Genomic DNA, 24,231 nt, shown 5'->3' with positions numbered 1-24,231 from the left:
GGATCAGTCGCGGCTCGGCGGCCGCTCGATGCGGCGCGGGAACGGCGTGGCGAACGACCGGGCGCTGGCCGTGCGCCAGACCTCGTCGCCTGCCACCGCGCGCCGTGGCGACGGCTCGAGGCGACTGGCCTCGGCCGCCGGGGCGAATGCCACGCCGGTGGCCGACGATCCGGTCGGCACGCCGTCGCCATCCGCCGGTGCCTCGAGGTCGACCACGTCGGCGTCGTCCGGGCCATGGCGATGGCGCAGGCCGGCCTCGTGGGCACGGCGATGCGTCGATGCGTCGGATGACGCCGCCGCCCTCGCCGCTTCCGGGTGCTCGTAGTTGGCGCGCCGAAAATCCGTCCAGCCTGCCATCGGATCGTCGGACCGGTGCGGCGACGGCGAGGACGCCACCGCCTGGTGCGCGTGCCTCGACCCGAGCATGGCGGCCAGCGTTGAGGACAGCGCCTGCAGCGGCAGACCGAATGCCAGGCCCACGAGCAGCGCCCACGACGCCACCCAGCGCAGAGTGCGCGCCAGGGCCTGCGGCAGGTCGGTGGACGGTTCCAGTGGCATCGGCGGCATCGGCGGCGGTGGCCGGTCAGGACGAGATCAGCCGCAGGTCGAACACGCGCTCGACTAGCCATAGCGTGGCCAGCGCGATCGCCAGCACCGAGCCGCCGCCGAGCACCATGGCCGGGTAGGCACGCCAGCGCCGCAGCATCAGCAGGAGCGCCAGCACTACGCTCACGATCAGCAGCTGCCCGGCCTCCACGCCCAGGTTGAACTGCAGCAGCGCCGAGGCGAAGCCCAGCGCCGGCAGGTCCAGCTCGCCCAGCACGCTGGCGAAGCCGAAGCCGTGGATCAGGCCGAACAGGAACGAGAACAGCCGGCGCCGGCCACGCAACACCGGATGGAGGTTGTCGAGCGCGGCGACCATGATCGTCAGCGCGATGGCGGGCTCGACGACGCGCGGCGAGATCGTGACCAGCTGGAAGCTCGCCAGCGCCAGGGTGATCGAGTGGGCGATGGTGAACATCGTGACCAGTCCGACCATCGGCCAAACGGCCTCGCACCAGTGCGCGACCGGCTCGCGGACGCCATCGGCGCGACGGCGCAGGACGGCGGGCAGCAGCAGGCAGACCAGGAACAGCACGTGGTCGTAGCCGACCAGGATGTGATGGACGCCATCCCGAAAGAAGCCGGCGCCGGGGGCGCGGGTCGCGGCCGACGGCGCGGTCTCGGTCGCCGGGGCGGCGGTCGCCACGCCGGGCCAGTCGACGACGACGGCGGCGGCGGCCGGATCGAGCGATCGCAGCGACGGCGCCGCGCCGCCCGCTGCGGCTTCGGTGCCGGCGACCCGCATCAGGCCGCGGTGCGTCGGATCGACCTCCCGGAACAGCCGATACTCGATCTCCAGCGTCGATGCCGGTTCGCACCGCGACCGGAATGCCAGCACCAGATAGGCGCCATCGACCCGGTCCTCGACCGCCGCCGGTGCGCCGGATGCCAGCGCGCAGCGTCCCTGCTGCAGACGCAGCCGCGCCAGCGCGTAGGTCTGGATGTCGTCCAGCCGGGTGCGCACCTCGCCCCAGCTCAACCTGCGATCGCCATCGCGATCGAGGTCGAGCACAGCGTCGAGATCGCGCAGGGCGATGTCCAGGCGCAGGTCGAGCGTATCGCCGCCGGTGCCACCGGTGCCACCAGCGACCACACGGCCGATCTGCAGGTAGGCGTCGCTCGCCTTGTGCGCTAGGGCCGGCACCGGCGCGAGGCCGAGCCAGGCGAAACAGACGGCCCAGGCCACGCAGGCCCACCAGCGCGCGAGACGTCGCGGCTCAAAGGATGGCATCGATGCGTGCATCCCGCAGTCCGATGGTCTTCATCAGCGTCCCGACATCCCGCCGTGCCGCATCGTCCCGCGCCGCGACGGCCGCGCGCGCGAACAGCAGCAGGTCGATCGGCTCGCGCTGCAGTCCGACGTTGGCGCGGGCCAGCGCCAGCGCGCGGGTCGCATCGCCCTGCACGTCGAGCGCGAACATCGCTTCCTCGCGCGCATGCGCTGTGGTGGTGCCGGGGCGCAGTGCGGCGGCCTTGAAGCGGGCGCGCAATTCGATGGCTTCGGGCGTTTCGGCCCGGCCCGAGGCGGCATCCGGGGGCCGGGGCCGCGCGCTTGCCAGGCGCAGCAGCACGGCGTCGCTGCGCGGTTCGCGCGCGAGCAGTCCCGCGACCTCGCCCGGACGGTCCTGGCGCAGCAGGAAATCGCTCAGCGCCAGCAGGACGTAACCCGAGCGTTCGGCCTTCAGTGCCTCACGGTAGGCGGCTTCGGCCGCGGCCGGGCGACCGGCGAGCTCCTCCACCTCGGCGATGCTGGTCAGCAGCCACTGGCGCGTGCCGGCGTTGCGCGAGCCCTGCGCCGCGGGCGAGGCGAGCAGGCCCTGCAGCGCCGTGCGGGCCTCCTCGTGCGCGCCGCGCAGGCCCGCGTTCTCCGCCAGGCAGGCGACCTGGTACAGCGGCTGCCCGGCAGGGCCCAGGGCACGGCAGGCCTCGTCGGAGGCGGCATAGCGACCCCGCACGCGCAGGATCGTGGCCAGCGTGATGATCGCCTGGGGGTTCTCGGGCTCGCGCCGGAGCGCCGCCCTCAAGGTCGCTTCGGCGCCATCGAAATCGTGCAGGAACTGGGCCACCGTCGCGTGCATGACCATGACCGAGGCTGGCGTCCCTGGCGCCGTGATCGGCTGCCAGGCCTGCAAGGCGCCGATCGCGTAGCCGGCATAGCGCGCATCGCCCTGCGAGCGGGCCAGCTCCAGGTAGGACCGGGCGACGGCGATCGCGGTGTCGGGATCGCGCGGGCGCTGCGCCAGCTCGCGGCGCAGGCGACGCTCGTCGTTGGCCCAGCCGGCCACGAAGGGCAGCTTCTCGACCACGACATCGTCGCTCGCGGGCACGAGTGGCAGCGCATCGGCCGGCCCGACGAAGGCCAGCCAGACGAGCATCCACGCACGCGCATGACAAAGGAAAAGGGGCCACGCGATTGGCATGGCCCCGGGGCGGGGTCGCACTTTCGGAATGTGAGGATCGATGATCCGGAGGGACCCCGACTAGATCCCGACCGCTTCGGCGGTGTCGTTCTTGGGCGCGACCACGTTGCCCAGCTCGATCGGCTCGCTGGTGTCGAACTGGTTCGCCACCACCTGCTTCACATAGGCGATGAAGCCGTCGCTGCTCTGCAGCGCGGAGGCCGGGATGGTGCCGCCACTGGCAGCCCCGCCCGAGCCGCCGCCGATGTTCGTGGGGCCGCCATCGCCGCCGCCCCCGCCGCAACCCGCGAGCGCCAGCACGCCGGCCGTGGTGATGCAGGCCGCGACGGAGCGCAGTGTCTGAAGTCTGTTGGTCATGATGATCCTGCCGTTCCTTCTGCTCACGGGTAGGTCGTGCCGGCGGCGGCCACCGGGTTGGAATTGCCCGTCAGCGGTGTCGTCAGGTACGGGAAGGTGGTGCCGTAGTTGGCCGCCGTCTTGCGCACGCCATCGGTCAGCGCCAGGCCACCGGCCGGTGCGTCGGCCGGCTTGCAGCCCACCTGCAACGCGTCGGTCGCGCCGGTCAGCACGCACAGCGCGCCCATGCTCACGCGCAACGACAGGTCGACCACATCGTCGGCCGGACGCCGGCCGTTGGGGAATCCGGCGTTGTCGCCACCGGCCACGCCCAGCGGGTTCTGCGCGCCAGCTGCCTTGGCCGCGATCGAGGTGTTGAGACGGAGCATTTCAGCCGGCACCACGTTGGCCGGGCGGTTCAGTCCGGCGATGCCCTGCAGGAAGGCCGCCAGCAGGTCGGTGCGCGGGAAGTTCGTCGGCGCCTTGGCGCTCGGGAACAGCGTCTCGATGACGGCCGGCAGGGCCGGGTTGGTCACGTAGTCGGCGAAGTTGGCGACGTCGTCCTTCGGCTTGGAGGCATTGAAGCGATCCTTGTCGTCGATGCCGATGATGACCTCGTTGACCAGCGGCATGCCCAGGCGCGACACCTGCGCCCACGGGCCACCCTCGATGGAGGCCTTGCCCAAGCCGGTCGCCGGCTTGCCGTTGATCAGCCGACCCTGGCGCACGCTGGCGGTGGTGAAGGCGCCGATGACAGGATCGTTGCCGGCGGTGACGCAGGCGATGGGCAGTTCCATGGCCAGCGTGCTGACATTCTTGCCTTCGAGGTCGTTGTTGTTGCCCCCGGTTTCCGTGCCCAGCGGGTTGAGGTTGATCAGATCGAAGATCTTGCCCACGGCGATGTAGAACGGCTCCTTGCGCTGGCCGACGAAGACGCGACCGGGCGTGGTGCAGCCGGGGATCGCGACGTTGTAGACATGCTGGGCGGCATAGGCGGCATAGCCACCGGCGCCGCCGAACACCTTCTCGCCGATGTTGTCGACCGGCTTGTCGAACTGGGCCTGGCCATTGGCGGCGTTCGTGATCGACGTCCGCGTGCCGCCGCGGCGATCGCCGCGCACGACGTCGACCGTGAAGGTCTCGCGCACATTTAGCGCGGCCGGGTTCACGCCATTGATCGGACCGCTGTTGATCAGCGGGATCTTCACCGACTTGCCGCCGACGTTGAGCGCGGTGGTCTTAGAGGTATTCTGGAACCGGAACTGGAAGGTCAGGTCCTCCACCCCGTCGCCGTTGTTGTCGATGTGGATCTCGTACTGGGCATTGGGATCGAACATGTAGAAGTTCGGGCCGCCCTGCGGGTCCTGGAAGGGCTGGTAGTTCGCCAGCACGGTCACGAAGTCCTGACGGCCGGCTTCGTAGCTCTTGAAGAGATACAGGTCGGTGGCGTCGACCTTAGCCTGGCCGGAGATGAAGGGTGCCTCGCGATGACTCGATGCCATGACCGCTGTGGCCACCAGGGTCAGGGCGAACGCCGCCAGCGTACGGATTTTTCGGGTCATGCTCGATCCAGTGTTGTTGTCGATATGGGGTGCGCACTCACATCCATCATCCCTGCGCGTAGGCCAGGTGTCCGGAATGCCAACAGACGATTCTGATTGCAACATTGAAAGTTTGTAAGCCATCTTCGCTTCTCGATGTCAGCCTAGTGATGACAGGCCACAGGTCGTGCGGACGGCCGTGTCGGGATCCACCATGCCTCACGAAATGGTCTGGAACGAAGACCGTGCCTATCGGACCCAACGACGAGCCGCCTCGCCGATCGCCGCCCTCCTCTGCGCTCCGATGCTCGGGCAACCGCATCGAGGGCGACATCAACAAGGCGCGTGCCATCGTCGCGGCGAGCAAGGCACTCTGAGCCTCCGGGCGGTGCGGGAGCCTCGTTCGACCGGCACCGACGACCAGGACCGCCTCACGGACGCACGTGCGTCGAGCGTGGCCGGCGCAACGTGTCGGCATCCAGTATCAGCTTGCCCTGGAGGCGGCCTTTCATGCGCTTGACGTTGTTGGCCGCGTCCTGCATGTGCAGGGTCATCAGCTCGCGAACGCGCACCACGTCGTGGGCATGCGCGGCCAGCACGATCTGCCGGTGGAAATCGGCGTTCACCTCCCCGAAGCGTCGATGCTCGGCCTTGGGCGTGCGATTGCCGTAGACGATGAGCTGGCGCAGCATCTCGTTGATCAGCTCGCAGGTGAAGCGCAGGAACGGGTTCGGATTGGCGGCAGCCAGGATGTCGTGGAAGTTCACGTCCTCGCGACGCTGGCTGACCAGGTCCTCGCTGCTGGAGGCTGGATTGCAGCAGGCGATGCTGTGCTCGAGCGCCTCGAAATCCGCCTCCGTCAGGTGCGCCACGGCGCCGGCGGCCAGTTCGGGCTCCAGCAGCTGGCGTACCGCATAGATGCTGTCGATCGTCACGTCCTGGAAGAACAGGTAGTTCTGCATGAACTGCAGCGTGCGATCCAGCGGCACCTCGACGATGGTGCCGCCGCCCGACGGGCCGGTGGAGATGGTGATCAGCCCCTGCACTTCGAGCGACTTGAGGGCTTCCCTGATGGTGCCCTTGCTGACCTCGAACTGCGCCTGCAGCTCGCTCTCGCGCGGCAGCCGATCACCGGGACTGAGGTTCTTCTCGGTGATGAGTCGCTTGATTTCCTGTGCCACCAGGTCGGGCCGCTTGAGGGATCGGATCGGCTTGCCGGCAGACGGTTTCGTAGCCATGGTGCGTTGTTGGGTTGGACGGAGGACGCCAGGGACTGCCGGATGGCCCGGCAGTCGCTTCGCGGTGCAGTGTATGCACCAGGGCCGTGCGATGGTGCACGACACAGGGTTTCCGCGCGAATCGTTTTTCATATTTATCACTATAAATAGAAGGAATCCGATGGCACGCCCTGTGCTACGTACCCGCCGTATCCGTCATCCCCGCCACGGCCTCGCGGCCCCACACATCCAAGGAGCCCCCTTCCATGCATCGTCGTCAACTCCTGCAACTCTCGGCGCTGGGCGCGCTCTCCGCCTCGCTGGGAATGAACCGCGACGCCTGGGCGCAGGCCTCGGGTGCCATCCAGTTCGGCTGTCCGGTGCCCATGTCGGGCGCCTTCGCGGCCAATGGCAAGTTCGCCGACCTGGGCATGAAGCTGGCCATCGAGCAGTACGGCACGGCCCTGAACCGCCCGCTGGCCTACACGCTGCTCGACACCGAAGGCAAGCCCGCCACGGCCGTGCGCAAGGTGCAGGAGGCCTCGCAGCAACAGGGCACGCGGTTCTTCGCTGGCGGCATCCTGTCGTCGGAGTCGCTGGCCATGGGCAAGGAAGCCGAGAAGGCGGGTGGCATCTTCATCACGACCGCCGGGGCCGACGAGATCACGGGCAAGGATTGCAATGCATCCACCTTCCGCTGGTCGGTGCCGACCTTCGGCGCGATCGAGCAGACGGTGCGTCCGCTGATCGATGCGCACCCCAAGGCCAAGCGCTGGTACACCATCACGCCGCAATACGTGTTCGGCGACGGTCTGCTGTCGGCGGCCAAGAACATCTTCAAGGAGAAGGGTCTGGAGCATGTGGGCAACAGCTACCACTCCCTGACCGAGAAGGAATTCAGCGGCTACCTCACCAACGCGATGGCCGCCAAGCCCGATGTGCTGCTGCTGCTCAATTTCGGCTCGCAGTCCTCCGATGCGCTGCGCCAGGCCGTCAGCTTCGGCATGAACAAGAACATGATCGTGCTGGTGGCCTGGGCCTCCGGCCTCGAACAGTTCGAGTCGCTGGGCGCGGACCTGTGCGAAGGCGTGTACTTCGGCGCGCAGTACTGGCATGCCACCCAGGCGCCGCTGAACCTGGAGCTGGTCAAGCGCAGCAACGACAAGTTCAAGTCCAACCCCAACTACAGCCTCGCGGGTTCGTACATCTGCACCAAGCTGCTCATCGACGGCATCGTCAAGGCCGGCACGGCCGAGCCCAAGGCCGTGGTCGCGGCACTCGAGGGCATGAAGTACGCGGGCCTCACGGGTGACGAGGAGATCCGCAAGGGCGACCATCAGGTGCTCAAGAACTACTACCTGCTCAAGGGCAAGGCCAAGGCGAAGATGGCCAACAAGGACGACTACGTGGAGGTGGTGAGCTCCGGCAAGTCCTTCCTGCCACTGGACCAGACGGGCTGCAAGCTCGCCTGAGCGGCCCCATCGCCCGCGCCATGAGCATCTACCTCCTCCAGGTCATCAACGGCATCGGCATCGGCATGCTGTATTTCCTGCTGGCCGTCGGCTTGTCCATCGTGTTCGGCCTGCTGCGCTTCGTGAACTTCGCGCATGGCGCGTTCTACCTGCTGGGTGCCTACTTCTGCTTCCAGATGATGCGCTGGGGCCTGAGCTTCTGGCTGGCCTTGGCGGTGGTGCCGCTGGTGGTGGGTGCGCTGGGATGGCTGACGGAGAAACTCGTGCTGCGCCATGTGTATGCCAAGGCCCACGAGTTCCACATCCTCGTGACCGTGGGCCTGGCCCTGGTGATCCAGGAACTGGTGATCCTGCAGTGGGGGCCGCTGGGTGAGAACGTGCCGGTGCCCGACATGCTCCAGGGCGTGGTGATGTGGGGCGGCTTCGTCTATCCCAAGTACCGGCTGTTCGTGATCGGCTTCACCGCCGTGCTGGCGCTGGGCCTCTGGTACGTGCTCGAAGGCACGCGACTGGGCAGCGCGGTGCGCGCGGGCAGCGAATCGACCGAGATGGTGTCGCTCCTGGGCATCGACGTGTTCCGCATCTTCAGCCTGGTGTTCGCACTGGGCGCGGCCACGGCCGCAATCGCCGGGGTGCTGGCCGCGCCCATGCGCGGTGCCGAGCCCTTCATGGGCATCGAGGCCCTCGGCGTGGCCTTCGTGGTCGTGGTGGTCGGCGGAATGGGCAGCTTCAGCGGGGCCCTCATCGGCGGCCTGCTGATCGGCGTGGTGCAGAGCGTGATGAGCACCGTGTGGGCCGAGGGCGCGCGCCTGATGATCTATGTCGCCATGGCGGCCGTGCTGCTGCTGCGCCCGCACGGACTGCTGGGTCGCAAGGGATGAACACTGCCATGACGACGAAGACGACGACGCCGCTGCGCCGGCACTTCCACCTGCTCCTGGCGCTGGCCGTGGTGCTGGCCATGCCACTGACCATGCAGTCAGGTTCGCTGGCCAGCGAGGTGCTGATCTACGGCCTGGCCGCGATGGGCTGCAACCTGCTGCTGGGCCACACGGGACTGCTGTCCTTCGGGCAAGGCATCTTCTTCGGCCTGGGCAGCTACACCATCGCGCTCACCCTGACGCGTTGGCCGCTGCCCATGCCGCTGGCGCTGGCGCTGGCGATCGGGATGGGTGCGCTGGGCGCGGCGCTGGTGGGCTGGGTCGCCATCCGCCAGCGCGGCACCTATTTCGTGATGCTCACGCTGGCGTTCGCCCAGATGTTCTATTTCATCGCCTACTCGATGCCGGGCCTCACCGGTGGCGACAACGGCCTGATGGACATCCCCAGGCCCTCGCTGGCCGTCGGCAAGGTCACGCTGTGGCCGCTGGCGTCGCCGTGGCAGTACTACGGCTTCGTGGCGATGGTCTTCCTGGTGGCCTTCTGGCTGCTGCAGCAGGTCTCGGCCTCGATCTTCGGACGGACCCTGCTGGCCGTGCGGGACAACGAGGAACGCGCCGGCGCCATCGGATACGACCTCCGGCTGCTCAAGCTGCAGGCCTTCGTGATCTCCGGCGCGGTCACCGGGTTGGCCGGTGCGCTGCACGCGATGATGACCGGCATCGCCCCGCTGGCCAACGCCGAGTACCACACGAGTGAGATGATCCTGGTGATGACCGTGATCGGTGGGACCGGCAACCTGCTGGCATCGTTGCTGGGTTCGGCCTTCTACCTGCTCGTGGGCGACTGGCTGTCGACCCTGTGGCCGCGCTGGCTGCTGATCCTGGGCGTGGTGCTGATGGTCGTGAGCCTGGGCCTGCAGCGCGGTCTCTGGGGCCTGGGCGAATCGGCCTGGAACCGCCTGACCGGCAGGCGCCGCGCTGGCGACGACGCGGCCTCGCAGGGAGGCCGGGCATGACCACGCAGGCCTTCCTGCTCGAGGCCATGGGCATCGAGAAGCGCTATGACAAGTTCGTGGCGCTCGCCGGCGTGGACCTGCGCGTGCGTGCCAACACCGTCCATTCGGTGATCGGCCCCAACGGCGCGGGCAAGACCACGTTGTTCCACATGCTCACGGGCACCAAGCACGTGAGCGGTGGCCGCATCGTGTTCGATGGTCACGACGTCACGCGCGAGCCCGACCATCGGCGCGTGCAGCGCGGCATGGCACGCTCTTTCCAGGTGACGAGCCTGTTCCCGACCCTGCCGGTGCGCGAGAACCTCCGCCTGGCCGCTCAAGGCACCCGTCCCCGCCAGGCCTTCGACGCCTGGCATCCCCCGGTGGGAGCGCGAGCGCGCGACGAGGCGGTCGCCCGCGTCCTCGCGCGGCTGGGGCTCGAGCGCCACGCCGACACGCCGGCGAGCAACCTGTCGCACGGCCAGCAACGCCGCCTCGAGGTCGGCATGGCGCTGGCCGCGGGACCCAAGGCGATCTTCCTGGACGAGCCGACCTCGGGCATGGGCATCGACGACCTCGACGACATGAAGCGCCTGATCCAGGGCCTCAAGGACGAGCACACCGTGGTGCTGATCGAGCACAACATGAACATCGTGATGGACATCTCCGACACCGTGACCGTGATGCAGCAGGGTCGCGTGCTGGCGGAAGGGCACCCGCACGCCATCCGCAACGACGACCGGGTGCGCAGCGCCTACCTGGGCAACATGATCACCGGAGGCGGCGCCGCGTCATGATCCTGGACATCCAAGGGCTGCACGCCCACTATGGCAAGAGCCACGTGCTGCAGGGCGTGAACCTGCACATCGGCGACGGCGAGCTGGTCACGCTGCTCGGGCGCAATGGTGCGGGCAAGAGCACCACGCTCAAGAGCATCTGCGGCGTCGTGCCGCCCACGCGCGGTCGCGTCGTCTTCGACGGCCAGGAACTCCAGGGCATGCCCGCGCATGCCATCGCCCGGCGCGGCGTGTGCCTGGTGCCCGAGCACCGCGGCATCTTCAAGCTGCTCACGGTGGAGGAGAACCTGCTGCTCGGACAGCGCAAGCGCTCACCCTGGCAGCTCGCCGACATCTACCGCATCTTCCCGCGCCTGCAGGAGCGGCGTGGCAATGGCGGGGGCCAGCTCTCCGGCGGCGAACAGCAGATGCTGGCGATCGGCCGCGCGCTGATGAACGCCCCGCGCCTGCTGATGCTCGACGAGCCGGTGGAGGGCCTGGCGCCCGTGATCGTCGAGGAGATCGTCGCCCAACTCAAGACCATCAAGGCTGCGGGCGTCGCGATCCTGCTGGTCGAGCAGAACCTGGAAGTCTGCACCCAGCTGGCCGAACGGCACTACGTGATCGAGCAGGGCAGCATCGTGCACGAGGCCGACAACGCGACCTTCCTGGCCGACGATGCCGTCAAGGATCGCTATCTGGGCGTGGGTCTGGCGACCTGAGCACCTCCAGGACCCCCTTCACTTCAGGACCCATCCATCGTGAACACGACGACTTCCCCGCGCCCCTCGCCCTCCCCTGCCGATCCCACGAGCCGCGCGCGCGCATGGCCTCGCGTCGACGGCGACCGCTTGTGGCGGTCCCTCATGGAGCTGGCGCGCATCGGCGCCACGCCCAAGGGCGGCGTCTGCCGCCTGGCGCTGACCGCACTCGACGGCGAAGCGCGTGACCTCTTCGTGCGATGGGCACGCGAGGCCGGCTGCACCGTGCGCGTCGACGCCATCGGCAACATCTTCGCGCGTCGCGCCGGACGCGACGACACCCTCGCTCCCGTGATGACCGGCAGTCACATCGACACCCAGCCCACGGGCGGGAAGTTCGACGGCAACTATGGCGTGCTCGCCGGCCTGGAAGTGCTGCGCAGCCTCGACGACGCCGGCATCGTGACCGAAGCACCGCTGGAGGTCGCGGTGTGGACTAACGAGGAGGGGTCGCGCTTCGTGCCGGTGATGATGGGCTCGGGCGTCTTCGCCGATGCCTTCACCCTGGATCATGCGCTGGCACAGCGCGACGCCCAGGGCGTGAGCGTGGCTGATGCGCTGGCTGCCATCGGCTATGCCGGCGCGGCTGGCGTCACACCGCCCGTGGGCGCGTATTTCGAAGCCCATATCGAGCAGGGGCCGGTGCTGGAAGCCCACGACCGCGTGATCGGCGTGGTGCAGGGCGCGCTGGGCCAGCGCTGGTACGACGTGACCGTGCAGGGCATGGAGGCCCACGCCGGCCCGACGCCGATGGCGCTGCGCCGCGACGCCTTGCTCACCGCCAGTGCGCTGGTGGCCGAGGTGAATCGCATCGCACTGGACCATGCGCCGCATGGCCGGGGCACCGTGGGCGTGCTGGAGGTGTTCCCGGCGTCGCGCAACGTCATTCCCGGCAGCGTGCGCATGACGGTCGACCTGCGCGCCGCGGACGACGCCGTGCTGCTGGCGATGGACGCCGCCCTGCGCGCCACCTGCGAGCGCCTCGGTACGGCGGGCCGCACACCCATCGCCGTGGAACAGGTCGTCTATTTCCCGCCGCAGCCGTTCGACCCGGCGCTGGTGGACGGCGTGCGCGACGACGCGCGGGCCTTGGGATACACCGCCATGGACGTGGTGAGCGGTGCCGGCCACGATGCCGTCTACCTCGCGCGCTTGGCGCCCACGGCCATGATCTTCGTTCCCTGTGCCGACGGCATCAGTCACAACGAGATCGAGGATGCCCGGCCCGAACACCTGGAGGCCGGCTGCAACGTGCTGCTGCACGGCATGCTGCGCAGCGCGGAGGTGGCGGCATGACGATGCGTCTCCTGATCGCCCGGCTCAACCACGAGACCAACACCTTCTCGCCCGTGCCGACGCCGCTGGAGGCGTTCGCCCCGACCTATGGCGAGGCGGCCCTGCGCGAGCAGCAGGGCATGCGCACGGCCATGTCGGCCTTCATCGACCTGGCGCACCGCCTGGGCGCGACGCCGGTCACGCCCGTGTCGGCCACCGCCAACCCGAGCGGTCGAGTGCATGCCGCCGCCTATGACGAACTGACGCGCCGCATCGTCGAGGCCGCGTCCGGCTGCGATGCCATCCTGCTGGACCTGCACGGCGCGATGGTGGCCGAGAACAGCGCCGACGGCGAAGGCGACCTGCTCGAACGACTGCGTGCGGCCGCGCCCGGCGTGCCGATCGGCGTGGCGCTCGACCTGCACGGCAACATCACCCCCAGGATGATCGCCAACGCCGACGTGATCGTGGGCTTCAAGACCTATCCGCACATCGACATGTACGAGACCGGCGAGCATGCCGGACGCCTGCTGCTGGCCATGCTGCGGGACGGCGAGCGTTACGCGGTGCGCTGGCATCAGCTGCCCATGATGGGCCACACCCTGCGCAGCACCACGCTGCAGGGTGCCATGCTGCGCGCGGTGGATGCGGCCCGCGCGGCCGAAGCCGAGGGCATGCCGGCGGTGACGGTGTTCGCGGGCTTCTCGCTGGCCGACATCGAGGCACCGTTCATGAGCGTGGTGGTCACGGGACGCGCCGACGACCCGTCAGCGGCCCAGGCCACGGCCGACGGCATCGCCGCCGCGATCTGGCGCGAGCGCGCCGAATTCGTCTACGACAGCGAGCCGCTGGACGCGTCGCTGCGGCGTGCGCTGGCACTGGCCGAGGACGCCAAGGAAGCCGACGACCGGCCGGTGCTGCTGCTCGACCACAGCGACAACTGCATGTCCGGCGGCACCTGCGATGCGATGGACGTGCTGCAGGCCGCGCTGGCCGCGGGGCTGTCGGACATCGCCGTGGGGCCGCTGTGCGACCCCGAAGCCGTGGCCGAACTGGTCGCCGCTGGCATCGGCGCGCGGTTGAGCGTGCGGCTGGGCAACAAGGTGCCGCTGACCCAGCTGGCGGTGATCAAGGAGCCGGTCACACTGGAAGGCACGGTGCGGGCCATCAGCGACGGCGAATACACCGTGACGGGTCCGATCTACACCGGTCAACGCTGCGCGATGGGCCACACCGTGCTGTTCGACACCGGCCATGCCCGCATCGTGGTGACCGAACGCACGCACGAGCCCTGGGACCTGGGCGTGTTCTCGTGCGTCGGGCTCGATCCGACGACCCACCGCTTCATGCTGCTGAAGTCGCGCATGTACTGTCGTCCGGTGTTCGCGCCGTTGTCACACGCACTGGTGGAATGCGACAGCCCCACGGGCGTGACCACCTCCAACTACGCGCTGTTCCCGTTCCGGAACGTGCGCCGGCCCGTGTTTCCACTGGACCCGGTCTGATCGGTCTGATCGGTCTGATCGGTCACACGGCTTCGCCTTCGGCATGACGAACTCGGCGCCATCACGGGGACGTGGCACGGCGCGATGCCCGCGACCACGCCCGGCGGCCGGCTGGAAAGGGGTCATCGGCGGGCGACGCGGAGATCCGCAGGGCGAGGATCAGGCGGTCTCGGCCAGGGCATCGACCACGGCGTTGACCAGACGGTCGATGTCGGCCTTCTCGGTGTTGAAGGCGGGCGCGAGCTGCACGGTGTCACCGCCGCTGCGCACATAGAAGCCCTTCTTCCAACACGCCATGGCGACCTCGAACGGACGACGCGCCGGCTCGCCCGGCACGGCGGCCAGCGTGATGCCGGCGGCGAGACCGAAATTGCGGATGTCCGTGACATGCCGGCTGCCTCTGAGGTGATGCACGGCGTTCTCGAAGTGCGGCGCGAGGGCCCGCACCTGGCCGACCATGTCCTCGCGTTCCAGCACGTCCAGGGCGGCCAGGCCGGCCGCGCAGGCGACCGGGTGGGCCGAGTAGGTGTAGCCGTGCGGGAACTCGACCATGTGGTGGGGACCGCCGGCGTCCATGAAGGTCTGGTAGATCTCGTCCCTGACCAGCACCGCGCCCATCGGCTGCGCGCCGTTGGTGATCTGCTTGGCCACGTTCATGATGTCCGGCACCACGCCGAAGGCATCCGCGCCGGTCATAGCGCCGCAGCGACCGAAACCCGTGATGACCTCGTCGAAGATCAGCAGGATGCCATGCGCCGTGCAGATGTCGCGCAGGCGCTGCAGGTAGCCCACCGGCGGCACCACGACGCCGGCCGAGCCCGACATCGGCTCGACGATGACGGCGGCGATGTTGGAGGCGTCGTGCAAGGCGATGAGGTCGAGCAGGCGATCGGCCAGGTGGGCGCCATGCGCGGGCATGCCGCGGCTGAAGGCGTTCTCGGCCAGTTGCGTGTGCGGCAGGTGGTCAGCCTCGACGCCGGAACCGAAGAGCTTGCGGTTGCCGCCGATGCCGCCCACCGAGATGCCGCCGAAGTTGACGCCGTGGTAGCCCTTCTCCCGACCGATCAGGCGCGTCTTGCTGGCCTGGCCCTTGGCGCGCCAGTAGGCGCGCGCCATCTTGAGCGAGGTGTCGGCGGCGTCGGAGCCGGAGTTGGTGAAGAAGACCCGGTCCAGGCCCGCCGGAGTGAGTTCCTTCAGGCGCTCGGCCATCTCGAAGGCCAGCGGATGGCCGAACTGGAACGCCGGTGCGTAGTCCAGCTTGGCGATCTGGCGGCTCACCGCTTCCGTGATCTCCGGGCGGCCATGGCCCAGGCCGCTGCACCACAGGCCGGACAGGCCGTCGAACACCTTGCGCCCGTCGGCGTCGGTGAAGTAGGAGCCCTTGGCTTCCACGATCATGCGCGGGTCGGCCTTGAAGTGGCGGTTGCCGGTGTAGGGCATCCAGTAGGCGTCGTGGCGGGCGGCGCCGGCGGCCGGCGTGGCGGAAGCAGCGAGGGTGTCCAGGGAAGCAAGCATGGGGCGGTGCGCGGGAAACGCGGTCGGGTGGGTTGCGATGGTGCCGATTCTTGGTGCTGCCCTCAGTGTTGCAAATGGCGCGATGTCGTTGTTTACTTGCCGCTTCATGAAAGTAAGGAACACCATCGAGAAGCGCTCCGTCCTGGGCCAGCTCAGCGACATGGACCTGCGCCTGCTCAAGGTCTTCAAGAGCGTCGTGGAATGCGGCGGCATGGCCGCGGCGGAACTCGAGCTCAACATCGGCACCTCGACCATCAGCCGGCACGTGAAGGACCTGGAGACCCGCCTGGCACTGGTGCTGTGCCGGCGTGGCCGGGCCGGCTTCGCGTTGACGGCCGACGGCCAGCAGGTCTACGAGCAGACGCTGCGCCTGCTCGCGTCGGTGGATGAGTTCCGCAGCGGCATCGACGACATTCACCATCGGCTGGGCGGACGGCTGGACATCGCGCTGTTCGACAAGACCATCACCAACCCGCAGGCGCGCGTGAGCGAGGCGGTGGCGTTGTTCGCGCAGGCGGCCCCGGGCGTGGACCTGCACCTGCACGTGGCGAGCATCAATGCCATCGAGCGCGGCGTGCTCGATGGCCACTTCCACATCGGCGTCATTCCCTCCCATCGCACGTCGAGGACGCTGGCCTATGCCGACCTCTTCGGCGAGACGATGCTGCTCTACTGCGGCATGCGTCATCCACTGTTCGCGGCACCGGACACGGGCCTGACCTGGGCGAAGCTGCGACTGCATGCGTTCGCGGGACTGGGCTACCACTCGCCCAACATGGAACTGAGCCATCGGGCCGGCTTGCTGCGCAGGGCCACCGGCTACGACCAGGAGGCCATCGTCACGTTGATCCTGTCGGGCGGCTTCCTCGGCTTCCTGCCCGACCACTATGCGAGCGGCTTCGAGGCGCGCGGCCAGCTGCGCGCCATCTCGCCGCGCCGTTTCCACTACGCTTGCCGCTTCGTGAGCCTGCTGCGCCAGTCACCCCATCCCTCGCGCACGACGCAGCTGTTCGCGGACTGCCTGGTAGCGGCTCACGCAGGGGTGGCGCCCATCACCGCCACGACCGACGACCGCGTGGCTGCCGTCGGCGTGTGACGTGCGCCGGAGGTCGATCGTCAAGAAAGATCGCCACGCCAGGGCGTCGGGACAGGCGGGCAGCCGGGTGCGGCTGAAGATGACGATGGGACGCCGCTGGCCCGCCGCCGCGAGCGATGGCAACGAAGACATCCTTACGGGACGATGCAATCGCTCTCCACGCAGGCGCGCCGGTACTGTTCGAAGAGCCGGGCCTTGGCCGCCGTATCGCCGGGGCTCATGTAGTCGGGCACGGTGAAGGCGAGGAGATCGGCCGAGAAGGCCCGTCCGATCGCGATCTGCTGGCGCAGGCGCTCGATCGATGCCGGTTCGGCCGCGAACGGTCGGGTGTCGATCGGCGCGCCCGCGGTCTGCCGGAACACCTCGACGATCACGCGCAACTCGCGCTGCCGGCCGTCGACCGCCCTTTTCACCGCCGCCAGCACCCCGGGCAATTCCTCGAGCGAGAGCTTGCCCACGCCCACGCCGTCCTGGAACATGACGATGCCCAGTTCCGGAGCCTCCGTGAGCAGATCCTCCCAGAACGCCTGCAGCACGACGCGATCGGTGCCGGCGTTCGCGAAGCCGGAGATCGCGATGCGCGCGCGCGCATCGAGCGTGCGCAGTTCCGAGGTCAAGGCCTTGAGGTGCGCCGAGACCATGGCGTGGCGCGCCGGATCGCGCCAGTTCAGGTCGTCGATCTCCTCGCTGAGGTACCAACCCTCGAAGGCGCGACGATGCGCCAGGCGTGGCACGAGTTCGCGCGCCACGCGCAGGGAACGCGATCGCAGTTCGCCCAGGTAGCGCGCCACCTGGTCCGGTTCGCCGGCGATGCGCGACCAGTACATCGGGTCGTGCGACAGCCCGACCAGCACGCGCATGCCGGCCGCCTCGGCCAGGTCCACCAGGGTGTCCAGCGGCGGCATCGGACCCGTGCGCAGGCGCTGCGAGGGGTAGTACGCCGCTTCGCCATCGGCGGTCCATTGCAGGACGACCTGCGTCATGCCCAGCGCGCGCAGGGAGCGGAACGACCGCGCCCAGTCGGCGCGCGTGCGCAGGTTGTCCGACGGCTTGAACTGGACGATGGTGCCGCCCAGGCGAGGCGCGACCCGCGGCGGGTCCTGCGACGCGGTCGACGCGCAGCCGCCCAGCAGGCAGCCCGCCGCCAGCAGGCAGGCCCTCGCCGTCGTGCGCCATCCCCGATCGCTCGCGCCGAGAGGGCCCGGGCTCCGCATCAGAACCTCAGCACGGTGGTGAGCAGCCAACCGCTGCGCGCGGCCTCGAAGCCCTTCTTGTACTGCAGCAGGATCTCGGCGCTCGAGCGCGGCGTGGTGTAGCGGGTCTCGTTGAACACATAGCGCGCGGAGACGCCGCCGCCGACCTCGGCATAGTTGAAGCGGCCGGGGTCGGGCCATTGCCGCCGGGCGTCGGCCACGACATGCGGCGTCAGGATCCAGCGATCGCCGATGCGGAAGCTGCGGCCCTGCCGTCCTTCGACATAGAGCGCCCGGGTGTGGTCGCGGTCGCTGAAGGCGCCCAGGTCGACGAACAGCGTCGTGTAGTTCCATGAGGACTGGTTGGCGCGCATCTCGTAGCCATGGCTCCATCCATAGGAGGCGCGCACCAGCCAGTCGTTCTGCGCGTTGTCGCCGATGGCCACCAGCTTCTCGGCCGAGAGATAGAACGACTGGTCGCGCAGCGGCTTGTAGCGCACGCCGATGCCGCCCTGCCGGCTCGCGTTGTCGACGCGCAGCGAGCCCGGCTGGTTGGACCACAGCACGCGCGCGAACACATCGAGCGTGCGCTCGTCGCGCAGGCCCACCACCGGCGGACGCCACGACACCTCGACGCCACCCTGCGACGGGATCAGGCCGGTCGACTCGGCGCCGGCGATGGTGCTGGCGCGATCGGCGTTGCCGCCCCGCAGCGACTCGTAGGCGCTCAGGCTCCAACGCTCGGAGAGCTTGCGCACCTCGTCGCGCATCGCGCGCAACTGGTCGTCCTCGCGCCGGGGCTCCAGCGCCGGCAGCGGCGCGCCGGGCGCCTGCACCAGCTTCACCGTCTCGTCGCGCTCGATGCGCCGGTCGATGGCGCGCTTGAACCATTCGGCCGCGCGGTCGTTGTCGCCGGCGCGCATGTAGGTGTAGGCCAGGTCCGCATAGAGGGCGTCGCGTCCGGGCTCGCGCAGCAGCAGGGTCTCGAAGACGCGCGCGGCCTCGAGGTAGGCGCCGGCGGCGCGATGGCCATAGGCCAGGGCCTCCAGGTACTCGGCGCGGTCGTCCTCGGCGACGGCCTGCTCGAACCGCGCCACGGCCTGCGGCAGGCGACCGAGTTCGCGCTCGGACAGTCCGACGTGGAACTGCCGCAGGGCCGAAGGCCGCAGGACCAGGGCCTGCTCGGCCGCATCGCGCGCGGCCGCGTGACGGTGCGCGGCCGTCTCGATCCGCCAGTGCATGTCCAGCCGCTCGGCCCGCGCGTCGTCGTCCAGGGGCACGGCGGCCGCCAGGGCGTCGAGCGTGTCGCGCGCGGCATCGCCCCGGCCCTCGCGCAACTGCACGTTCGCCAGCGCCAGGGCGATGCGCGCATCCGGCGCCAGCGCCAGCGACTCGGACCAGGGGGCGGCGGCGCGTGGCAGGTCGACCTTCGCCTCGTACAGGTAGCCGAGCTCGTCGAGCACCTGCTTGCGCAGCGCCAGCGGCGTCACGGTCGCCGTCGCCGCGGCGCCGCGCACGCGCTCCAGCAGGTCGATCGCCGCCGCGCTCCGTCCCTGGGCCTTCAGGCCACGCGCCAGCTCCAACGCCGCGACGGCATCGCTGCCGTCGCCGAGTGCCGCCGTCAGGTGCGGTTCGGCCTCGCTCCACCGATCCTGGCCGCGCAGCAGGATGCCGAGCGCGAGGTGCGCCTGCGCATCGCCGGGTTCGCGCTCGAGCAGGGCGCGGTGGGTCGCGATGGCGTCCTCGGTGCGACCCAGCGTCTGCTGCAGCATGGCCAGACGACGCGCGAGCGACAGCCAGTCGGCGGCCGGCCAGCCCGGCGCGGCCAGCGCGCGCCGCTGGGCTCCGGCGACGTCTTCGGACCTGCCGGCCTGCGCATAGGCATGCGCCAGGCGTTCGTAGGCGCCCGGGGTGGCGCCATCGGGCTCGGCGACGACGCGCTCCAGCATCGCCGCCGCGTCGTCGTGACGGCCGAGCTGGCTCAACGCATAGGCACGCTGGCCGAGCACCTCGATGCGCTCGGCGGCCGGCAGGCCGGGCCGGGCCAGCAGGCGTTCCTGCGTGCCGGCGGCGGCGGCCCAGTCGCCCGCCTTCGCCTGCGCGAAGGCGAGCCGCCGCGCCGGGGCCGAGGACGACGCGGCATCGCGCGCCGGCATCCGCCTCACCGCGGCCAGGACGGCCTGCGGATCGGTGGCCATCGCCGCCGGGGATGCCGGGGATGCCACCGTGGTCGGCAGGTTGAGCGCGAAGGCGACGGTCCGCGCATGCCGGGCCTCGGCCATGGTGCTGGCGACGCGCGCGGCATCGCTCCACTGCGCGCGCCGCGCCGCCGCGTCGGCGCGCGTCGCCGCTTCGCCATAGGCGGCGGCGGCTTCGTCGAAGCGCTGCATCTTCTCGTAGACCAGCGCGCGCCGCAGCAGCGTGGGCGTGTCGTCGCGCTGCGCGACCGGGAGGCGGTCGAGCGCGGCCAGGGCCTGATCGAAATGCTCCAGACGCAGCTGCAGATCCGACACCGTCTCCAGGGCGAAGCGGCGCTCGGCCGCATTCGCCGCCGGATGCGCGCAGACGACCTCCTGATCGGCGATGGCAGCAGCCAGCTGGCCGGCGGACGCACGCATCTGGGCGCGCAACTGCAGGGCCGGCAACGCGCGGGCGTCGCGCGCGGGCACCGCTTCGAGTTGCGCCGCCGAGGCCGCATACGCCCCACGCTGGCCGAGCAGCTGGGCATAGCCCAGACGCGCGGCCAGGTGGTCGGGCTCCAGCGCCAGGCCGTCGGCGAACTCGCGCGCCGCGGCATCGAGCTGGTGACTGGCCAGCAGCCGGAAGGCGCGATCGAAGCGCGCGTGGGCCCGGAAGCGGTTGAACTCGCGTCCGATGAAGCCGACCACATCCGCCGGCGAGATCGGGGCGGTACTGGCACCGACACCGGCGCCGGGCGTCTCGGTCGCACCCGGGGTGCCGGGCGCGGCCGTCGCGGACGCGGCGACGAGCACCAGGCACAGCGCGCAGGCCGCCGCGACCTCGCGCCGCGCCGCCGGCGGCGCCGCGTGGCGGCGCGTGGGGGCGCGGGACGCCGATCGATGCGGAGGGAGTGGCGTCGGCATCACAGCGTGCTTGCGTCGGCCCACTGGTAGCCGAGCGCCTCGATCGCGTTGATGATCGACTGCAGGTCCTGGAAGCCCGGCTTGTTGATCTCCGGCTCGAGCCAGAACGGATGGAAGAAGAACGACGCAAAACCATCGCGCACCACCTTGGCGTTCTCGGCGTTGAGCTTGAGGTCCTGCCAGGTGTAGTTGAAGTTCGACGAGGGATCGACCTCGCGGATGTCGTACTCGATGTTGCCGAGGTTCTCCGGCAGGATGCGCTGGCCGTAGTGGTCGCGCTGGATGATGTAGGGGAAGAACTGCCCGACCGCGAAGTCGCGGTTGGCCGCCGTCGGGCTCAGGTTGGGCGTGGTGGAGGTGTAGTAGACCGCGCGCTGCCAGGTGGTGAAGTTGGTCGGCTTCAGCGGATTCATCGGCACCTGCGATGCCGCCGTGTAGGCGTTGGGCGACATCTGGTAGTGCGGCGGCTCCCAGGCGAAGGCGGTGAAGCCGCCGCGCCTGAGCTCGTCGACGCCGGCCTGGATGCGGGCCTTGTGGGCGGCCACCGTGTCGATCGGCAGCACCCGGTTGTTGACGATGTCCCAGAACTCGTAGTCGTCGCCGCTCACGCCGGTGTGCGGGTTCTTCCAGTTGCTGTACTGGTGGGTATAGCCGTGCAGCACGATCCTGCCGCCATTCTGGATCGCGTAGTTCAGCGAGCGCGCGAGCACGCCGGTGGGGGTCATGCGAACGGTCTGCGACACGCCGCCGTTGTAGGCGCCCAGTGGGTCGTAGTAGTAGGGGATGGTGGCGACGCCGAAGGGGATCGACTTCGACTTCAGGTAGTTCGACAGCACCGTCATGCTGTTCTGGTTGACCAGCGCGCTGACATCCTCCAGCCGCACGAGCGCGCGCTGCCGGGTGGGGGTGTCGACGCCGAGGATGTCGTGCAGCATGTCGCAGATCACGAGATAGCGGTCGCGCGGGCCGATGTACGAGAACGGCAGGTCGGCGAAATACCAGAAGTTGCCGCCCTTGACGACATAGGGCACCACCTCGCCGGTGCGCGAATTGCTGATCGGCACGAGCTGCTGCGCCTTGGCCGTGTCGAAGATCTGCACGACGCCGACATCGGGGTCGGCATTGACGGCGCCAGTCGCCGCGTCGTAGACGTAGTACTTGGTCAGGGGCCGCGTCTTGTAGGTCACCGTGTCGAAGAAACCCGGCTTCGGGTTGGTCGCCGTCGGCGAGGCGTCCAGCCCGCGCAGGCTCGCGAAGGTGAAGCCGTATTTGGCGGTGAAGCCCGCGTAGCTCGGATGCCACGCCAGCTGCCACAGGTTGTTCTTGAACCAGACAATCTTTCTGGTGGTGCCATAGGCGTCGGCCAGGAAGGCGGGCGGGATCGGCAGGTCGTAGTACGAACCGAGGTAGAAGGTGACGCTGTACTGCTCGACCTGACCGGCCGTGTAGCTCTGCACCGACTTCATGTCGACCGTGGTGTTCCAGTGACCCAGCAGGTTGCGCAGCATGATGGCGTAGGCCATGCCGAGCTTGGCATAGGGCCCGCTGTCGGGCTGGTCGTAGAGCACGAGCGCGCGGATCGGCGTCGTCTGGGCCTGGGCGCCGGCGCAGAGGCCGAGCGTGAGGGCGAGCGCACACAGCAGGCGCCGGATCCAGTTCGAATGGGTCATGGTGTCGTCTCCCGGAAGTTGGATCTCAGTCGGCCGTCACGCGATCGGAACGTCCGGCGCGCTTGCGGGCCTTTAGCACGTCCGTGAGGCGTTCGTGCTTCTCGATCTTGTGCAGGCCGGGCTGCACGACCGTCTCGACCAGGGGCCGGGGCGGCGCCACGACCGCGCGCACGGGCGGCGGCTCGGGTCGCCGCAGGGCCGCGGCGGCATCGACGTGGGCGTCTTCGACCTTGGGCGCCCGGGCCGCCTGCGAAGGCCCCGGTGCGGCGACCGCCGCGTGCAGGGCCGACAGCGAGAGGATCGCCACCGCGAGCAGGTTTCGTTGGTTCATGCCTATCTCCTTCAAGGATGCTGGGGATGCGAGGTGAAGGTGGCGGCGTCGACGATCGCCGCCGTCGGGAGCCCGGCTTCGGGCGGCAGGTCGTCCTCCGACGGGAAGGTGTGGGTGGTCTTGTCCCATGCGATCAGCTTGCCGGTGCGCAGGAAGCGCAGGTAGAGCCGCAGCGCGCGCCCGGTGGCGGCGAAGTTGATGAAGTTCCCCCAGACCATGCGCGGAATCGACCAGAAGGCCTGCGCCCAGCCATAGAGTCGCTGCACGAAGTAGGCGCGCTGGGCGACGCGCCATCCCAGCAGCGCGGCGTTGGCGAGCGTGAGGTCCCACAGCCAGCTGCCGGGCTCGACCACCGGCGGGTAGTGCAGCGATTCGGGCACCATCGCATTGAGCAGCCAGAGCGCGGCGACGCCCAGCACCACCACATAGCCCAGCACGTTGCAGAAATTGGTCACCAGGGCGCGGCGGTCGCGGTAGAGCATGTACTTGGTGGAGAGGCCGCCGCGCCAGCGCAGGCTGCTCCAGCCCTGCAGCGTGATGCCCACCACCCAGCGCCCCTTCTGCCGCACAGCCACGCCGAAGCCGGAGGGAAAGTACTCGCGGATCGCCACGTAGTCGCGCAACGTGGTCTCGCGCGGCCGTCCGGTCAACCAGTGCCGGCGCACCACGCGCCGCTCGACGACGAACTTGGCGAACACCTGCTTCATGCCCAGCGTCTTCATGCGGAAGCCGAAGTCGTAGTCCTCGGTTAGCGAGTCGATGTTGAAGAGCTCGTTGCGGTTGCCCGCCGCGGCGGTCTCGAAGGCCCGGCGGCTGAAGGCGCAGCCCACGCCCGCAGCCGGGATGCTGCGGTCGAGCATCTCGCGCACCACCAGGTCCTTGGAATGGAGCTGCGCGAACTCGTCGAGATAGTGCCCGCCAGTGAACTCGTTCCATTTGCGGTCGAGCGACAGCACCGGCAGCTGCACCATGTCGTTGGCCGGGATGAGGTGGTTGAAGACCTTGTAGGCCAGTCGATGGATCACGTCCTCGCAGTCCTGCATGACGAAGATCTCGAAGCGGATGCCCGTCTCCTTCTCGTGGCGGCGGATGCCCTGGTAGATCCAGTTGAGGCAGTCGGCCTTGCAGGTCGGGCCATTCGACGGCGTGCACACGCGGTGCACCCGGTCGGAGACCGCGCGCACGTGCTCCACCTCCACGTGCGTGGCGACGTCGTTCGGGTACGTGCCCACGAAGACGTGGTAGTTGCCGTAGTTGAGCGTCTTGAGCAGGCGCAGCAGCATCGGCCGGATGACCGCCGACTCGTCCCAGGCCGGCAGCATGATGGCGATCGGCTGCTCGGGCCGGTCCTGCAGCTGCCGCTCGGTGGGTTGCGCCGCGGCCATGCCGGACCAGCGGCGGCGCGCCAGCCAGATGCCATAACAGGTGTCGATGAAGAGATCGTCGAGGCCACAGGCCAGGAAGACCAGGCTCACGAAGACGAACAGCAGCTTGAGCGCGACCAGTGCCGCCGCGATGACGTCGACCCATTCCATGGCGG

At 69.3% G+C, this 24,231-nt stretch carries 21 protein-coding genes; 9 read left to right on the top strand and 12 right to left on the bottom strand.

Features of this window, described 5'->3' with window-relative positions:
- Positions 1-3 precede the first annotated feature (3 nt).
- From AC1MLT_RS22625 to AC1MLT_RS22605, 5 genes are all read right to left on the bottom strand, one after another.
- Positions 4-558, bottom strand: coding sequence for a hypothetical protein (locus AC1MLT_RS22625; RefSeq protein WP_481036663.1), 555 nt, complete (start codon positions 556-558; stop codon positions 4-6).
- 25 nt (positions 559-583) lie between these two features.
- Positions 584-1,834 (bottom strand): HupE/UreJ family protein, encoded by a 1,251-nt coding sequence (locus AC1MLT_RS22620; protein ID WP_481036662.1) that lies wholly within the window; start codon positions 1,832-1,834, stop codon positions 584-586.
- The gene (locus AC1MLT_RS22615; protein WP_481036660.1) at positions 1,821-2,978 is read right to left on the bottom strand and encodes a hypothetical protein; all 1,158 of its coding nucleotides are present in this window, start codon (positions 2,976-2,978) and stop codon (positions 1,821-1,823) included. Before AC1MLT_RS22615 ends, AC1MLT_RS22620 begins: the two co-directional genes overlap by 14 nt.
- 105 nt (positions 2,979-3,083) lie before the next feature.
- A complete protein-coding gene (locus AC1MLT_RS22610; RefSeq protein WP_481036659.1) occupies positions 3,084-3,380 on the bottom strand; it encodes a hypothetical protein in 297 nt (98 codons plus the stop codon).
- 23 nt (positions 3,381-3,403) lie between these two features.
- Complete coding sequence (locus AC1MLT_RS22605; protein WP_481036657.1) at positions 3,404-4,921, bottom strand: DUF4331 domain-containing protein; 1,518 nt, start codon at positions 4,919-4,921, stop codon at positions 3,404-3,406.
- 224 nt (positions 4,922-5,145) lie between these two features.
- Between AC1MLT_RS22605 and AC1MLT_RS22600 the strand changes: the two genes are divergently transcribed.
- Positions 5,146-5,277, top strand: coding sequence for a hypothetical protein (locus AC1MLT_RS22600; RefSeq protein WP_481036655.1), 132 nt, complete (start codon positions 5,146-5,148; stop codon positions 5,275-5,277).
- Positions 5,278-5,331: 54 nt separating this feature from the next.
- On the opposite strand, the gene AC1MLT_RS22595 is transcribed toward AC1MLT_RS22600, so the two are convergent.
- Positions 5,332-6,138: a FadR/GntR family transcriptional regulator gene (locus tag AC1MLT_RS22595; protein WP_481036654.1), complete on the bottom strand. Its 807-nt coding sequence runs from the start codon at positions 6,136-6,138 to the stop codon at positions 5,332-5,334.
- Positions 6,139-6,383: 245 nt separating this feature from the next.
- Between AC1MLT_RS22595 and AC1MLT_RS22590 the strand changes: the two genes are divergently transcribed.
- The 7 genes from AC1MLT_RS22590 to AC1MLT_RS22560 are packed head-to-tail and all read left to right on the top strand — an operon-like array spanning position 6,384 to position 13,782.
- Positions 6,384-7,589, top strand: a complete 1,206-nt coding sequence (locus AC1MLT_RS22590; RefSeq protein WP_481036653.1) for an ABC transporter substrate-binding protein — start codon at positions 6,384-6,386, stop codon at positions 7,587-7,589.
- 20 nt (positions 7,590-7,609) lie between these two features.
- Entirely contained in the window at positions 7,610-8,470 is an 861-nt protein-coding gene (locus AC1MLT_RS22585; protein WP_481036652.1) for a branched-chain amino acid ABC transporter permease, read from the top strand.
- An 8-nt stretch (positions 8,471-8,478) separates the two neighbouring features.
- On the top strand, positions 8,479-9,486 hold the full coding sequence (locus tag AC1MLT_RS22580) for a branched-chain amino acid ABC transporter permease (protein WP_481036651.1): 1,008 nt from the start codon (positions 8,479-8,481) through the stop codon (positions 9,484-9,486).
- Complete coding sequence (locus AC1MLT_RS22575; RefSeq protein ID WP_481036650.1) at positions 9,483-10,262, top strand: ABC transporter ATP-binding protein; 780 nt, start codon at positions 9,483-9,485, stop codon at positions 10,260-10,262. Before AC1MLT_RS22580 ends, AC1MLT_RS22575 begins: the two co-directional genes overlap by 4 nt.
- Positions 10,259-10,963, top strand: a complete 705-nt coding sequence (locus AC1MLT_RS22570; protein ID WP_481036649.1) for an ABC transporter ATP-binding protein — start codon at positions 10,259-10,261, stop codon at positions 10,961-10,963. Before AC1MLT_RS22575 ends, AC1MLT_RS22570 begins: the two co-directional genes overlap by 4 nt.
- Positions 10,964-11,002: 39 nt before the next feature.
- The gene (locus tag AC1MLT_RS22565) at positions 11,003-12,298 is read left to right on the top strand and encodes a Zn-dependent hydrolase (RefSeq protein ID WP_481036648.1); all 1,296 of its coding nucleotides are present in this window, start codon (positions 11,003-11,005) and stop codon (positions 12,296-12,298) included.
- A gap of 2 nt (positions 12,299-12,300) precedes the next feature.
- Positions 12,301-13,782, top strand: coding sequence for a M81 family metallopeptidase (locus AC1MLT_RS22560; protein WP_481036960.1), 1,482 nt, complete (start codon positions 12,301-12,303; stop codon positions 13,780-13,782).
- Between the two features lie 159 nt (positions 13,783-13,941).
- On the opposite strand, the gene aptA is transcribed toward AC1MLT_RS22560, so the two are convergent.
- Complete coding sequence (gene aptA / locus AC1MLT_RS22555; RefSeq protein WP_481036647.1) at positions 13,942-15,297, bottom strand: omega-aminotransferase AptA; 1,356 nt, start codon at positions 15,295-15,297, stop codon at positions 13,942-13,944.
- 106 nt (positions 15,298-15,403) lie between these two features.
- On the opposite strand from aptA, the gene AC1MLT_RS22550 reads away from it, so the two are divergent.
- Positions 15,404-16,393, top strand: a complete 990-nt coding sequence (locus AC1MLT_RS22550; protein WP_481036646.1) for a LysR family transcriptional regulator — start codon at positions 15,404-15,406, stop codon at positions 16,391-16,393.
- 134 nt (positions 16,394-16,527) lie between these two features.
- On the opposite strand, the gene AC1MLT_RS22545 is transcribed toward AC1MLT_RS22550, so the two are convergent.
- From AC1MLT_RS22545 to AC1MLT_RS22525, 5 genes are read right to left on the bottom strand one after another with little or no spacing between them, the layout of a single operon-like run.
- The gene (locus AC1MLT_RS22545; RefSeq protein ID WP_481036645.1) at positions 16,528-17,607 is read right to left on the bottom strand and encodes a DUF4434 domain-containing protein; all 1,080 of its coding nucleotides are present in this window, start codon (positions 17,605-17,607) and stop codon (positions 16,528-16,530) included.
- Positions 17,607-20,690, bottom strand: coding sequence for an NfrA family protein (locus AC1MLT_RS22540; RefSeq protein ID WP_481036644.1), 3,084 nt, complete (start codon positions 20,688-20,690; stop codon positions 17,607-17,609). The genes AC1MLT_RS22545 and AC1MLT_RS22540 overlap by 1 nt, the downstream gene beginning before the upstream one ends.
- Positions 20,690-22,360: a DUF2334 domain-containing protein gene (locus tag AC1MLT_RS22535; RefSeq protein ID WP_481036643.1), complete on the bottom strand. Its 1,671-nt coding sequence runs from the start codon at positions 22,358-22,360 to the stop codon at positions 20,690-20,692. Before AC1MLT_RS22535 ends, AC1MLT_RS22540 begins: the two co-directional genes overlap by 1 nt.
- A gap of 25 nt (positions 22,361-22,385) precedes the next feature.
- Positions 22,386-22,691 (bottom strand): hypothetical protein, encoded by a 306-nt coding sequence (locus AC1MLT_RS22530; RefSeq protein ID WP_481036642.1) that lies wholly within the window; start codon positions 22,689-22,691, stop codon positions 22,386-22,388.
- Between the two features lie 11 nt (positions 22,692-22,702).
- Positions 22,703-24,226, bottom strand: a complete 1,524-nt coding sequence (locus tag AC1MLT_RS22525) for a glycosyl transferase family protein (RefSeq protein WP_481036641.1) — start codon at positions 24,224-24,226, stop codon at positions 22,703-22,705.
- Between the last annotated feature and the right edge of the window lie 5 nt (positions 24,227-24,231).

It is taken from the genome of Variovorax sp. PEI5 (assembly GCF_056679935.1).
Note: the sequence above shows the minus strand (reverse complement) of the source record. Positions and strands in the feature narration are given on the sequence as shown.

Coding starts and splice junctions, on each gene's coding strand:
- AC1MLT_RS22625 (WP_481036663.1), bottom strand. CDS start 558: ATGCCACTGGAACCGTCCACCGACCTGCCGCAGGCCCTGGCGCGCACT.
- AC1MLT_RS22620 (WP_481036662.1), bottom strand. CDS start 1,834: ATGCCATCCTTTGAGCCGCGACGTCTCGCGCGCTGGTGGGCCTGCGTG.
- AC1MLT_RS22615 (WP_481036660.1), bottom strand. CDS start 2,978: ATGCTCGTCTGGCTGGCCTTCGTCGGGCCGGCCGATGCGCTGCCACTC.
- AC1MLT_RS22610 (WP_481036659.1), bottom strand. CDS start 3,380: ATGACCAACAGACTTCAGACACTGCGCTCCGTCGCGGCCTGCATCACC.
- AC1MLT_RS22605 (WP_481036657.1), bottom strand. CDS start 4,921: ATGACCCGAAAAATCCGTACGCTGGCGGCGTTCGCCCTGACCCTGGTG.
- AC1MLT_RS22595 (WP_481036654.1), bottom strand. CDS start 6,138: ATGGCTACGAAACCGTCTGCCGGCAAGCCGATCCGATCCCTCAAGCGG.
- AC1MLT_RS22590 (WP_481036653.1), top strand. CDS start 6,384: ATGCATCGTCGTCAACTCCTGCAACTCTCGGCGCTGGGCGCGCTCTCC.
- AC1MLT_RS22585 (WP_481036652.1), top strand. CDS start 7,610: ATGAGCATCTACCTCCTCCAGGTCATCAACGGCATCGGCATCGGCATG.
- AC1MLT_RS22580 (WP_481036651.1), top strand. CDS start 8,479: ATGACGACGAAGACGACGACGCCGCTGCGCCGGCACTTCCACCTGCTC.
- AC1MLT_RS22575 (WP_481036650.1), top strand. CDS start 9,483: ATGACCACGCAGGCCTTCCTGCTCGAGGCCATGGGCATCGAGAAGCGC.
- AC1MLT_RS22570 (WP_481036649.1), top strand. CDS start 10,259: ATGATCCTGGACATCCAAGGGCTGCACGCCCACTATGGCAAGAGCCAC.
- AC1MLT_RS22560 (WP_481036960.1), top strand. CDS start 12,301: ATGCGTCTCCTGATCGCCCGGCTCAACCACGAGACCAACACCTTCTCG.
- aptA (WP_481036647.1), bottom strand. CDS start 15,297: ATGCTTGCTTCCCTGGACACCCTCGCTGCTTCCGCCACGCCGGCCGCC.
- AC1MLT_RS22550 (WP_481036646.1), top strand. CDS start 15,404: ATGAAAGTAAGGAACACCATCGAGAAGCGCTCCGTCCTGGGCCAGCTC.
- AC1MLT_RS22545 (WP_481036645.1), bottom strand. CDS start 17,607: ATGCGGAGCCCGGGCCCTCTCGGCGCGAGCGATCGGGGATGGCGCACG.
- AC1MLT_RS22540 (WP_481036644.1), bottom strand. CDS start 20,690: ATGCCGACGCCACTCCCTCCGCATCGATCGGCGTCCCGCGCCCCCACG.
- AC1MLT_RS22535 (WP_481036643.1), bottom strand. CDS start 22,360: ATGACCCATTCGAACTGGATCCGGCGCCTGCTGTGTGCGCTCGCCCTC.
- AC1MLT_RS22530 (WP_481036642.1), bottom strand. CDS start 22,691: ATGAACCAACGAAACCTGCTCGCGGTGGCGATCCTCTCGCTGTCGGCC.
- AC1MLT_RS22525 (WP_481036641.1), bottom strand. CDS start 24,226: ATGGAATGGGTCGACGTCATCGCGGCGGCACTGGTCGCGCTCAAGCTG.